This is a genomic window from Streptomyces sp. NPDC058086 (genome assembly GCF_042885015.1).
In the GTDB taxonomy this organism is placed as follows: domain Bacteria; phylum Actinomycetota; class Actinomycetes; order Streptomycetales; family Streptomycetaceae; genus Streptomyces.
Genome location: NZ_JBHVST010000184.1, coordinates 1 through 12464, shown reverse-complemented (window position 1 = coordinate 12464; position 12464 = coordinate 1). Strand labels below are relative to the sequence as shown.

10 protein-coding genes and 3 pseudogenes are annotated in these 12464 nt (G+C 68.7%); 5 read left to right on the top strand and 8 right to left on the bottom strand.

The window, feature by feature from the left end; translation table 11 throughout:
- On the top strand, positions 1-209 hold a 209-nt coding region (locus ACFVWD_RS55355; protein WP_389606537.1), incomplete at its 5' end, for a hypothetical protein.
- 98 nt (positions 210-307) lie between these two features.
- A complete protein-coding gene (locus ACFVWD_RS55350; protein WP_389606536.1) occupies positions 308-2014 on the top strand; it encodes an MFS transporter in 1707 nt (568 codons plus the stop codon).
- An 84-nt stretch (positions 2015-2098) separates the two neighbouring features.
- Here ACFVWD_RS55350 and ACFVWD_RS55345 read toward each other — a convergent pair.
- From ACFVWD_RS55345 to ACFVWD_RS55325, 5 genes and pseudogenes are all read right to left on the bottom strand, one after another.
- Positions 2099-2289, bottom strand: a pseudogene (locus tag ACFVWD_RS55345) (DDE-type integrase/transposase/recombinase); the annotation flags it as partial.
- A gap of 712 nt (positions 2290-3001) precedes the next feature.
- Positions 3002-3538 (bottom strand): SMI1/KNR4 family protein, encoded by a 537-nt coding sequence (locus ACFVWD_RS55340; RefSeq protein WP_389606535.1) that lies wholly within the window; start codon positions 3536-3538, stop codon positions 3002-3004.
- A gap of 296 nt (positions 3539-3834) precedes the next feature.
- Positions 3835-4857 carry a TolB family protein gene (locus ACFVWD_RS55335; protein WP_389606534.1) on the bottom strand — a complete coding sequence of 341 codons (1023 nt, stop codon included), beginning with the start codon at positions 4855-4857 and terminating at the stop codon, positions 3835-3837.
- Positions 4854-6125, bottom strand: coding sequence for an MFS transporter (locus ACFVWD_RS55330; RefSeq protein WP_389606533.1), 1272 nt, complete (start codon positions 6123-6125; stop codon positions 4854-4856). The genes ACFVWD_RS55335 and ACFVWD_RS55330 overlap by 4 nt, the downstream gene beginning before the upstream one ends.
- Before the next feature lie 5 nt (positions 6126-6130).
- Positions 6131-7021 (bottom strand): alkaline phosphatase family protein, encoded by an 891-nt coding sequence (locus tag ACFVWD_RS55325; RefSeq protein WP_389606531.1) that lies wholly within the window; start codon positions 7019-7021, stop codon positions 6131-6133.
- 657 nt (positions 7022-7678) lie between these two features.
- On the opposite strand from ACFVWD_RS55325, the gene ACFVWD_RS55320 reads away from it, so the two are divergent.
- Positions 7679-7900: a hypothetical protein gene (locus tag ACFVWD_RS55320; protein WP_389606530.1), complete on the top strand. Its 222-nt coding sequence runs from the start codon at positions 7679-7681 to the stop codon at positions 7898-7900.
- A 26-nt stretch (positions 7901-7926) separates the two neighbouring features.
- On the opposite strand, the gene ACFVWD_RS55315 is transcribed toward ACFVWD_RS55320, so the two are convergent.
- Positions 7927-9141: an SMI1/KNR4 family protein gene (locus ACFVWD_RS55315; RefSeq protein WP_389606528.1), complete on the bottom strand. Its 1215-nt coding sequence runs from the start codon at positions 9139-9141 to the stop codon at positions 7927-7929.
- Positions 9142-9362: 221 nt separating this feature from the next.
- A complete protein-coding gene (locus tag ACFVWD_RS55310) occupies positions 9363-9575 on the bottom strand; it encodes a transposase (RefSeq protein WP_389606526.1) in 213 nt (70 codons plus the stop codon).
- Between the two features lie 224 nt (positions 9576-9799).
- On the opposite strand from ACFVWD_RS55310, the gene ACFVWD_RS55305 reads away from it, so the two are divergent.
- On the top strand, positions 9800-10582 hold the full coding sequence (locus ACFVWD_RS55305) for a TIGR03084 family metal-binding protein (protein WP_389606525.1): 783 nt from the start codon (positions 9800-9802) through the stop codon (positions 10580-10582).
- 355 nt (positions 10583-10937) lie between these two features.
- Here the strand turns inward: ACFVWD_RS55305 and tnpA are convergent.
- Positions 10938-11365, bottom strand: a pseudogene (tnpA, locus tag ACFVWD_RS55300) (IS200/IS605 family transposase).
- A 61-nt stretch (positions 11366-11426) separates the two neighbouring features.
- Between tnpA and ACFVWD_RS55295 the strand changes: the two are divergent.
- Positions 11427-12464, top strand: a pseudogene (locus tag ACFVWD_RS55295) (RNA-guided endonuclease InsQ/TnpB family protein); the annotation flags it as partial.

Sequence of the window (12464 nt, the reverse complement as noted above, 5' to 3'; positions counted from 1 at the left end):
CAAAGGCGCAGAGAACTCCGGCGCTTCGCGCCTCCGGGCCGAGGATCGCATTCCCGCCCGGCCTGAAGACCGGGATTCCCTGCGAAGAACAAGGGGTGGTGCGGTTGCGGATCTGCTCGTCGTTCTGGACGGCTTCGCTGGGGTCCGTCGGCGGCCGGGTGATGAACGGGGTGAATGACTTTGTGCAGACCCCTAGGCATACCGACTAGTCGGTACTAGCCTCTGGCCACGCTCTCGGAGCCGGGCGCAGCGCGCTCCCGTCGCCCCGACACAAACACCCGGTTTCCGTATACCCAGGAGGAGCCGTATGTCCGCCACTCCGACGGCGTTCGACGCCGACAGACCCACGCCCGATGGGCCCGCCGTGGACGCCCGCGGCCCGCTGGCCCGGCTGTACCGCCGCGACCTGGCGGACTACCCGCCCACCGGTCGCCGTATGGCGTATCTCGCGATTGTGGTCGTCACCACCGTCGTCCTGTACTACATGCTGTACATCCAGTACGCGGTGGCGACGTCGATCATCACGCACTTCGACATGACGTACCGCTACTTCGTCTGGGTCTCGGTGATCGGCAACGCGATCGGGGCCTTCGCCTCGCTCGTGGCCGGTCTTGCGGATCGCTGGGGCCGGGCGAATCTGGTGGTCTACGGGCTGCTGATCGCCGCGCTGCTGGTCTTCTCCGGGCTGCCGAACGCGGCGAACAAGACCACCTATCTGGTGCTCTTCGCGCTCGTCAGCTTCATCGAGGGCATCGTGCTGGTCGCCACCCCTGCGCTGATCAGGGACTTCTCCCCACAGCTCGGCCGGGCCACCGCGATGGGGTACTGGACGATGGGCCCGGTCATCGGCTCTCTGGTGGTCACCACCGTCACCAGCAACACCCTCGACAGCGCCACCTGGCAGGACGAGCTGCGTTATTCGGCGATCGCCGGGTTCGTCGTCTTCGTCGTCGCAATCTTCGCGCTGCGCGAGCTGTCCCCGGCGCTGCGCGACCAGACCATGGTGTCGCTGCGGGACCGGGCACTGGTCGAGGCGCGCGCCAAGGGACTGGACACCGAGGCGGTGCGCCGCGGCGAGTGGCGGCAGATGATGCGCCTGGACGTTCTGGGCTCGGCCTTCGCCATCGCCGTGTTCCTGCTGCTGTACTACGCGGCGGTCGGCAACTTCGTCGTCTACTTCGCGACCACCTTCGGCTACAGCGAGCAGCGCACCAACGCGCTGGCCAACTGGTACTGGGGGGCGAACGCCATCGCCCTGGTCCTGGTCGGCCTGCTCTCGGACCGGCTGAAGGTGCGCAAGCCCTTCATGATCGTCGGCGCGGTCGGCTCCGTCGTGGTGACCGCGATCTTCGCCACCCGCGCCACCCACCTGACGACCGACTACTACACCTTCGCCTGGCTGTTCATCGGCATCGGCGTCTTCAGCGGCATCGCCTACGCGCCCTGGATGGCGAGCTTCACGGAGACCGTGGAGAAGCACAACCCGGCGGCAACCGCGGCGGGCCTGGCGGTGTGGGGCTGGACGGTGCGCATCGTGGTCGCCGTCTCCGCGGCCTTCATCCCGGTGCTGGTGACTTCCGTGACCCCGCTCGTGGAGCACGGCACCGAGGTCAAGGCCGCCTCGGTGCAAGCTGCGCCCGCGCTGGCCATCGTCAACGCGCACCCTCAGCTCTTCGCCGAGCTGAACAAGTACACCCCGACCACGGTGCCGCCCGCGCTGGGCGCCCGCGCCGTCAAGGAGGTCGGTGCGGAGAACCTGGGTGTCGTGCAGAAGGCGGCGCCGCAGCTGAAGCTGCTGCAGGAGTACGGCCCCAAGGTCCAGAAGGCGTCGAAGGACGGGCCCGGCGAGTGGCGCAACTGGTGGTGGATCTGCGTCGGCGGCCAGGTGCTCTTCCTGCCCTTCGTCTTCGTGATGGCAGGTCGCTGGAGCCCGAAGAAGGCGCGTGAGGACGCCGAGGCGCACCAGCTGGCGGTCGACCGCGAACTGGCCGCCCTCGCCGCCGCCGAGGAGTGACCGGACGCGGAGCCGGCCGGCCGTGGACGGGCCGGCCGCCTCCGCGGTCGCGTGTATCGGGGCAGCGAAGCCCCGCACCCCGGGCTGACTGCCCCTGTCGCTGTGATGAATCAGGCCGGAGCCCTTCTTGATGCCGCGCCGCCACAGCGCCATCTCCAGGGCATCCAGCGGGAGTTCGGTGTCGCATGTGGGTGGCAAGCTGCCATCCGACGATCATCCGCGAGTACACGGACGAAGGCGACACAGACCCAGCCGGACCGGGTCCGTATATAGGTCGACGGGCAGGCACCTGGCGGGCTCCGTGGCCTGTTCCGCCGGCGGGCCTGACGTCGGCAGGCCCGGCCTCAGGTGCCCCGGAGTCCCCACCGCACCCAGCCCGGGCCGACAGGGTTACCCAAGCCGCAGACAGACATGGACAATTCGCGCGAGGTCGCGCAGCCACACCACCAAGCGGTGACAGAACCTGTGACGCGTAGCTGCCCTGGAGGAGATTCCCGGTGACCGAGATCCCCCGAGAGGAACGCACGCCGCACTTCGCGTGCACGGCGTGCGGGCTGATCGGGGAGCCGGATTCCGCGGACTACACCCTCACCGTCGACCGAGGACACGTCGACTGGACCCGGCCCATGACCGTGGGCTGCGGCTTCTGCCGCACACAGACCCGGATCACCAGTACGGACGTCCTGGACCGCGACCCGGAGCACGCTTGCTCCCGCTGCGGGATCCTCACCGCCTGCCCAGCAGACGCCGATCGAGTCGTCTGCTGGGGCTGCGGCCTCAACGAGCCCGGAGCCGCTTCTGTCGGGGACCGTGACACCTACAGGCAAGACGTTGAGCACGGTGCCAATCAGTGGGTGGCTTCGTTGATGTCTAAGAACAGCGTTTGGCGACCGGTTCCGGAGGCAGTTGGTGATCACCTGGCTCTCGGATCTCGATGAGAAACGACGGCACTGTCGTGTCCACGAACGTGGGACGGCCAGCCTCTCGTCAGAGCAGCTGGCCGTCGAGGGGGTCGCCGGAGCCAGGCGTGAACGTCGTGCCGAGGCCGTACTGCGCGATCCCGAAAGGTTGAAAATCCGGATCGGCAAGGACGCGGTGGAGGAACTCGGAGGTGGACATGTCGTACCGGTTCCATCCGCCGACGTCATTGGACCGCGCAAGGACGGGGTAATCGCCCGGCCGCTCGGCATCGATCAGCCAGAAGTACTCGTCGGCCCATTCGGTGGAGCCCCACTCAACCAGCCCCTTGCCGCCCGGCGCGTAGATCGCATAGGGATCGACGGCGGAGACGTCTCCGAGCCTGCTGTCCCGGTCGGTCGACAGGGAGACCCGCCACTGTGTCAGGAAGTCGAACGAGATGCCCTCGTCGCGTCCCAGAAAATAAACGGAATCACTGAAGACGCCGCCGCTGAACGCCTCGTAGAGCTCCTTGTAGTCCGTCGGCAGCGGGACCCCCAGCTCTCCCTCGATCGCCTCCCAGTCGACGGAGATCCCGAGCGGCTCCCACCCGGTCAGTTCGATCACTCGCTGAACCCACATACAACAATCTTTTAGCACCAGTCTTCGTTCCGATGTCCCTCAACCCCCTCGTCGCTCACGCCAAGATCGGCAGCTATCGCACTCAGCCGACCTTGGCGGGTTCCTCAGCGTGCGAGTCATCCCGCTCCTGCCCGAGTACAGCCCGTCCCCGACGCACAGCTGAACGAATCCGCAATCCCTTACGGAACATCACAGATCACCGGATATGACACAGCTTCTCGCGGCCGTACCACCACCAACTCCACGACACGGCCGCATTGTCATGCAGGGCGGACGATTGGTCACCCCAGATAGGCGGGGGCGAGGGCGGAGGTCATCAGTCGGCGGGCCGTGCCGGTGCCGTCGGCGGGGACGGTCCACAGGTCCGAGCCGTAGTCGCCGGGGAGGGCGTAGACGAGGGTGTGGTCGTCGGACCACAGTGCCTGGTCGTCGATGTTGCGCGACTCGGCGGTCGCGGTCTCCTTCATGGTGCGCAGGTTCAGGACGTACAGCCGCCAAGGGGCGTCGAGTGAGGCTCCCTTGACTCGCTTCTTGTAGGCGATGCGGGTGCCGTCGGGTGAGAGGGAGGGGCATTCGACGTTGCGGTGCTGGGTGGTGAGGGTGCGTGCGGTGACGTCGCCCCGGACGAGGTAGGTCTGGCCGCCGGTCGCCAGCGTGGCGTAGAAGCGGTTGTCGTCGGCGAAGGTGACGCCCCAGATGTTGGTGTCCGGGGCGTGGTAGGACCGGCCGTCCTTGGTGACGCGGAAGGTCTCCAGGTTGTCGTCGATCGCCCAGGTGCGGGTGTCGACGATGGCGGTGCGGGTGGAGAAGTTGGTGCCCGCGTAGGAGTCTCCGCTGACGAAGACCGTCCAGGCGACCATGTGTCCGGAGGGCGAGACCCTGGCCCGGGTGGGGATGCCGGCCGCCGGGAAGCTGTGCCGCTTATGCAGGTGCGCGTCGAGCACCACCGCTCGGTAGGTGTCCGTCAGCGGGCCGTGTACGGCCTGCAGACAGATGCCGGTACCGGCTGCCGCGTGGAAGCGCAGGCACTTGACGCCGGACACGGTGCGCGGGCCCCGCGGATGGTCGGCGGGCACGGCGGCGATCTCGTCGCGGTGCGGGCCCCAGGCCAAGTTGCGTACCAGAAGCCGACGTTGGGCCGTCGGCCGGAGCGAGACAGTGCCGGTCTTCACGGTCGGACCGTTCGCCTGCTGCTGGTCCTTCATGCCCGACCGGTGGGCGGCATACAGCACCGACCCGGTGCCGACCGCGCCGAGCAGGACGACGGCGACCAGCAGGATCGCCAGGCGGGTTGTTCGGGTCATGCGGGCACCTCATCGGTGGTTCGGAGGACGAACGAGGCCACGACGGCGCTGACGGCCAGTGCGGCGGCGGTGACGGCGAGCGCGGTCCGCCCGCCCCACAGGCTCCAGGCCGCACCGAAGGCGAGCGAGCAGGCGAACCGGGCCAGCGCCTGGCCGGTGCCCACCAACGCCTGCCCGGCACCCTGGTGTTGTGCCGGAACAGCCCCCGCGGTGGCGGCCGCGAGCACTCCGTCGGTGGCCGCGTAGAAGGTGCCGTGCAGCACGAGGACGGCGACCACGGCCGGGACTCCGTGCCACGGGGAGAGCACCAGGCCGTAGCCGAGCAGCAGGACGCCGTGGCCGGCCAGGAAGAGACGGCGGCGGCTGACGCGGTCGGCGAGGGCGCCGAGCGGGACAGCGAGCAGCAGGAAGAAGGCGGCGGTGCCCAGCGGCAGCAGCGGGAACAGGTGGGCGGGCAGGTCTCCGTCGCGCTGGAGCAGCAGATACAGGAAGGAGTCGCTGACGGTGGTCAGACCGAGCAGGGCCGCGCACACCGTGAGCCGGCGCAGTCCCGGACGGCGCAGCAGCCCGATCGCGTCCCGCAGCGCGGGCCGGGCCGGCTCGGGCGGTCGTACGGCATCGGCGGGGGCGACGATGCTGCGGGGCACGAAGAGCACCAGGACCAGGACGCCGAGTGCGGCGACGCAGCCGCTCACCGCGAAGACCGCGTCGTAGCCGTCGACAGTGGCCCGCAGGACCGCGAAGGCGACGAGCGGGCCGAGCAGCGCACCGGTGGTGTCCATCGCGCGGTGCACCCCGAACGCCCGTCCCCGGTGCTCGGGTTCGGTGGCCAGCGAGATCATCGCGTCCCGGGGGGCCGTACGCAGGCCCTTGCCGGTGCGGTCGGCCGCGAGCACGGCGCTGAGCACGGGGAGGGTGTGGGCGAGCAGCAGGAACGGCTTGCACACCGCCGACAGGCCGTAGCCGACGCCCGCCACGACCTTGTGCCGGCGGCCTCCCCCGTCGGCGAGATGGCCGCCGGCCAGCCGGACCAGGGCCCCGACACCGTTGTTGATGCCGTCGAGGAACCCGAAACCGAGGGGGGACAGGCCGAGGCCCGCGACCACGTAGAGCGGCAGGACGGCCGTGACCATCTCCGAGGAGATGTCCGTGATGAGGCTGACCGCACCCAGGGCCAGCACGGTGCCGGGCACGGCGGCCGACCGCCGCCCCGGACGGGAGTCCGGGACGACGGCGGCCTTGGTGCTGCGGGAGTCCGCGAGATACACGGGCGTCAGTTCCAGATGCCGGTGATGTCGGAGGCCGAGGCGGCGTTGCCCGCGTGCGCGCTCAGACCGGCCAGGTCCTCCACGGTCCGCAGGACGTTGTAGTGGTTGTAGGTGGTGGAGCTGGAGCTGCCGGGAGTGACGTGCTGCCCGTAGAAGACGGTGGGGATGCGGTTGCCGGACTGCTTGTTGTCCTCGTCGAAGGTGACGGCGAGGATGCTGTTGTGGGTCTGGGCCCAGGTGGCGTAGGCGCCCAGGTTGTTCTGGATCCAGGTGTCGCCCGTCGAGACCGAGCAGTCGTGCATGTCACTGCACAGGTTCGGGGTGACGAAGGAGACCTTCGGCAGGGTCGTGTAGTCGGTCGGGAACTGCGCGAAGGTCATCGCGGTGTTGGTCGGCACGTTGGAGAAGCCGAACCACGGGTTGTGCTTCTGCGCGTAGTTGCCGCTGCTGCAGACCGTCGAACCCTGGCTGGGCAGCGACTCGTTGTAGCTCTTCCAGGTCTTGCCGGCGGCGATCAGCTCGGAGGCGAGGTTGGGTGCGGAGATGGACCCGACGCCGACACAACTGTCGTCGGTACGGCCCTGGTTGGACCCCGAGAACAGCATGTAGTAGTTCGGCTCGCTGGGGTGGGTGAGGCCGAAGGACTGGGTGAGGTTGGCGCCACCCGCCTTGAGGGTGTTGTTGATGTACGGGGCGCTGGAGCTGCCGATCACCTGCGAGTAGGCGTGGTTCTCCATCACCACGACCACGACGTGGTCGGGAGTCGGAAGAGCGGCGGCCTGAGCGGTGGAGGCCGTGACGGCCCACAGCCCGATCGAGGTGGCGGTGAGGGCGACGGCCCCGGCCAGAGCGGTGAGGGAACGGCGGTTGCGCTTGGGTGCCTTGACGGCGGTCATAGCTGTCCTCCGTACAGAGGTGACGGACGCGCGGGGGGAGGCGCCGTAACCCTAGAAGCTCTGTGCCGGCCCTGAGTGAAGGCCAGACGAACCGTGGGGCCCGCCGGGCAAAGATCACATCAGGCACAGGCAATGCACAGGTTATGCATAGTCAAGACTGCTGAGCAGTGCTCAGGTCCTTGAGGCGTTCGAGGCTGGGGCCGCCTAGCGATGCGATCCGCGGCCGGCGCGATCGGACACACCCGGGATGAGGCTGTGTTCGCCCCATTACCTTCCGCGTAGAGCCCGGTTGTGGCGTAGCTGTTGTGCTTGCTCAATGATCTTGATTGTGGCCTGCTGTTGCTCAGCTGTACTGAGCAGTGTCCTTCGCCCCGTGGGGGCAGCCGGTTCGGGGCTGGGGGTCGGCGACGGGTGGTACATGGGCTGAGCCGGCTGTTTGTGCTGCGTAGCGAGCTGAGTGCGGTGGCGGTTTTTGCGCAGGGCAGTTGGCGCGCCTATAGGTACCGGTGTTGTCGGCCGATCTTGTGAGGGCTGGGGCAGCGGTGTGGGTCGGCTCAGCGGGTGGACAGGCGTTTCCACAACAGGTCGTGATCGACGGGTGCGAGGCGGGGCAGTCGGAGGCGGCTGGCCAGTTGTTGGAGGAAGGCGGTCTGCTGTGTGCGTGTCAGAGGGTGCGGGGGCAGGGACCTGGTCCTGCTCCACAACCCGGAGCGCGCCCACCCCGGCGACTGTCCCGCCCTGCACCGCGCGATGCGGGACGCGTCCGTCGTCCTGGAGGAAGCCGTGGCGGCCGGGCATGTGTCCGGGTACGGCATCGCTACGTGGACGGGCCTGGAAGAGGAGGCGTTCACGCTCATGGCCCTAACGCAACGGTGCTGAGGCCCCAGCCCGTCGTCTTGGGGCCTTCACCACGGCGCGCCCGGCCCGAACGGTTCGAAGAACATGACGTCCAGCGGATGCAGGTCCCGGCCGGTCAGACCGGGGAAGCCGGATTCGGCGGGGCCGCCGCGCAACCACGTGAGCAGGGTCGCCGTGAAGTCGCCTGGCAGGGGCGGTCCTTGGTCCCAGTGGCGTGGGTCGACGGCTACGCGCCAAGTCTCGGGCGGGCCGTCCGCGCACCAGCCGATCTGGTCCCCGTCGATCGTCGACGCGAACGGCAGGAAGCCGCCGGGCTCGGGCCACGCGGGCATCGGGTAGTACTGGGGATGGGCGGCGCGCAGTTGGCGGTATCCGTCAAGCATGCCCTCGACGGTGGCCGCGAGCCCCTGCTCCCGTGGCCGGTCCAGGGACAGTGGGGCGCTCATGTCCAGCCACCAGCTCCAGTTGCCCGCCCCGTACCGCTCCGCGAGCGCCACGAAGTCCGGCGGCAGCCGGGTGCCGAGCCGCTCGAAGACCTGCTCCCATGTGCCCTCGCCCAGATACGGCTCCAGGGGCGGTGGAACCAGCGCCATGACGGCGTCGAGGCCCGAGCCCTCGGTGAGCGCCGCGTGCTGCCGCGCGTCCACGGCGGTGCCCGCAGGCGGTGGCGACCAGGGTGCGGCCGCGGCCAGCGGCGGCCAGACCCGTATCTGTGAGGACAGCGGGCCCAGCAGCCCGCCGGGCTCGCCCGGGTGCGGCACGCCGGTGCGCAGCAGCGTGAACAGCAGCTCCAGGAACGGGACTTCGTAGTCCACCCAGGGCTCGCTCACCCCGACTGCCACATTCGTGGTCATGAGCGTGACCGGCCACTCGTCGGGGTCGTCCGACGCGCCCGTGTTCCAGAAGAGATGGTCGCCGCTCCTCGTCGTGGCGAAGGCGAGCAGGCCGCCCTCTTCGGGCAGGAAGGGGCGCCGACGCGCGGTGAACATGCCGGGCCGGATCGCCGAGTGCCGGTGCGTCTCGACGATCCATGCTGCGTACTCGAAGCGGCCGTCGGTGCTGACGCACGGGGGGTGCAGCCGGATCGCCGCACCCGGGCCGCCTATCTCGGCCGCACCGTACGCCGACACGAGCGCCTTGTAGTCACCGGGCAGCGGGGTGCCGAGCCAGCCCTCGACCGCCGCCCAGTCGACGGCGGGCGCCGGGCCGGGCGGCGGTCCGACGAGACCTGTGAACGCGGTGATCCGCGCAGAGTGATCCATGGAGCCGAGGATGACATCCCCCACCGACATTGAGACTGGGACCTGGCACCGCTCGGGCGTCTGACCCGCCCACTGACTGACGCTTCGGCTGTCCTCGGGTTGAATCGCTCGGCTCCCGGGCGGTGCCACAGCGCGCGTGACCGGCCGGGCTACCATGACCTCATTGCCTCGCCCAACCCCCTTGCCCCGCAGATCACAGCGTTAACGCAACGGCGTTGGCTTCACGATCTCCACGACGATGCCCAACGCGTCGCGGGCCCATGAAGCAGCGTGCAATCAACGGAGTTGGCGTATCCGCCGTCGGCCCGCACCAAGCTGACCGTGCGGAAGGCAGCCGCGAGCCGGGCCAGCACGGTGCGGCCTCCCGCGCGGTCCTGCACGGACGCGGAAGTGACCGCGACGACCAGCAGCAGGCCCATCGTGTCGACGATCACGCACACCACGTGATCATTCCGGGGCCGTCGCCGTGCCTGGAAGGCAGATCGCAACCGTCACGCGTCTCGCATGACCAGCCAGCCCGACACGCTCTGCGCCGCCGTCGAGGAAACACGGTGGTCCCGTAGTGCCACGAGCCCCACCACAGAGTGGGCAGACTCCGGCGACATCGGAGTCTGCCCGCACACTTCGTCTCCGCCGTTGGTCAGGAAGGAGTGGCACCATGGCGCACATGTTGAACTACAACCTCGCCGTCCCCGATGTAGATGACGCCGGTGTCCTGTCCGCGCTGGTGGCTGAGGGTGACGAGCTCGACGTCCTGGTCAGGGCAGTGGACGACTGGTCCATACCGACACCGGCACCGGGCTGGACGGTCGCCCACCAGATAGCCCACCTCGCGTGGGCGGACGCGAACGCACTCAGCGCCTTACGCACTCCGGACACGTTCGGCGCCGAGCTCGGGCGGGCGGAAGCCGAAGGCAGCGGGTACGCAGACAAGGCCGCCGCCGCGGGAGCGGCCAAACCACGGTCGGTACTTCTGGACGAGTGGCGGGCCGGTCGAGCGGAACTGGCGGCGGCACTGCGCGACACGCCATGGGACCACGCATTCCCCTGGTACATGTCGAAGGTGACCCCGGCCCTGATGGCACCCCTTCGTCTGATGGAAACCTGGGCACACGGGCAGGACGTCTTCGATGCTGTGGGCGTGGCACACCGCCCGACGGATCGACTGCAGCACGTGGCGTCGCTGGGGGTGTTGGGACGGGCGCTGTCCTTCGCCGCCGTCGGACTGCCTGAGCCGGCGGACCCCTTCCGCGTCGAGCTGACAGCACCTGACGGACGGACCTGGGTGTGGGGCCCCGAGGCTGCCGCGCAACGGGTACAGGGCGGCGCTATCGACTTCTGCCTGTGTGTCACCCGGCGTCGCCCCTGGTCCGAGACCAACATGACGGCGACCGGCGAGGACGCCCAGAAGTGGCTGGAGGTGGCGCGCGTCTTCCTCTGAAAGCGTGTCGGGGTGCCTGGGTCATGCAAGACGCGTGACGGTTGCGATCTGCCTTCCAGACACGGCGACGGCCCCGGAATGATCACGTGGTGTGTGCCAGTGCGACAACTCCGAGGCCGTCAGCGGCCCATGCTCGGCGTAATTTGCTGGCCACCCGACAGGCTCTGAGGCTGGGCCCGTCGTCTGACGGCTTCCGGAGTTATGGAACACTGGTGAGACGGAGACGGACCGCCCGGCCGTCGGTGTTCCATCCCTTGTTCTTCGCAGGGAATCCCGGTCTTCAGGCCGGGCGGGAATGCGATCCTCGGCCCGGAGGCGCGAAGCGCCGGAGTTCGCTGCGTCTCCGGGGTGACGGTCAGGCTGGGCGCTTCTGGTTGTCGATGTAGTCCTTGACGATGCTCAGCGGTGCGCCGCCGCAGGAGCCCGCGAAGTAGGACGGGGACCAGAACACAGGCCCGGTGCCGATCCGGTTGATCTGGCCGGTGTACTCCGCGCGCAGGTAACGGGAGCTGACGCCCTTGAGGGAGTTGACGAGTTGGACAGGGCGACCTTCGGCGGGTAGTGGACGAGAAGGTGGACGTGGTCGCCTTCGCCGTTGAACTCCCGCAGCTCTGCGCCGAAGCTCTCGCACACGTCCCGCATGATCGCCTCGCAGCGCGTCAGCATCTCGCCGTTGAAGATCTGAGACCGGCCTTGGTGACAAACACCAAGTGCACATGGAGGTTTGCAGATGACATGGTTTCCCCGACGAATATCGGGATCTGGTTCCCAGCGTGGTGACATACGCCAAATGCGCAAATGTAATAGCATTGGGTGAACTCGACTGGAGGGGGCGGGCGTTGGGGTGATCCGTGCGTACAAGTTCCTCATGCCGCCCACCGTCCGGCAGGCTCAGGCACTGTCCGGGATGCTGCGGGATCACTGTGCCCTCTACAACGGGGCGTTGCAGGAACGCCGTGACGCCTACCGGCATGTCTCGAAGACGAGCGTCAGGTACGGGATGCAGTCCGCGCAGCTCAAGGACATCCGGGCCTTCGACCCGGAGCGTCAGGGCCGCTGGTCGTTCAGTTCGCAGCAGGCCACCTTGCGCCGTCTCGACAAGGCGATGCAGGCGTTCTTCCGCCGGGTCACGTCCGGTGAGACGCCCGGCTATCCGCGTTTCGGTGGGGTGAACTGGTTCGACACGGTGGAGTTCCCCAAGGACGGGGACGGCTGCCGCTGGGACTCCACCCCGCACGACCCCGTCACCCGCGTCCGCTTCCAGGGTGTCGGTCACGTCAGGGTCAACCGGCACCGCGCCGTGGCCGGCAGGGTCAAGACCGTGTCGGTCAAGCGCGAGGGCCGTAAGTGGTTCGTCGTGCTGAGTGCCGAGCAGGACCAGCCCGAACCGCTGCCCGCGAGCGGCAGCGTGGTCGGGATCGACATGGGCATCGCGAACTTCCTCGCCGACTCGAACGGCGGGTTCGTGCCCAGCCCGCGCCACGGCCGCCGCGAAGCTTGCAGCCGCGCAGCAGGCCCTGTCCCGGTTCCCGCGCCGCAAGGCGAAGGACCGCACCGCCAACCACCAGCGCGCGGTGGAGAAGGCCGCCGAACTGCATGGCAAGGTACGTCGCCAGCGGCTCGACCACGCACACAAGACCGCGCTCGGCCTGGTCCGCGCACACGACTTCATCTTCATCGCGCACGAAGACCTCAAGATCCGCAACATGAGCAAGGCCCCCGCACCGAGGCCCGACCCCGGCCGGCCGGACACCTTCCTGCCCAACGGGGCCGCCGCGAAGGCCGGACTCAACACGTCGATCAACGATGCCGGATGGGGGGTGTTCCTGACGATCCTGCACGCCAAGGCTGAAAGCGCCGGACGGGACGTGATCGCCGTGGA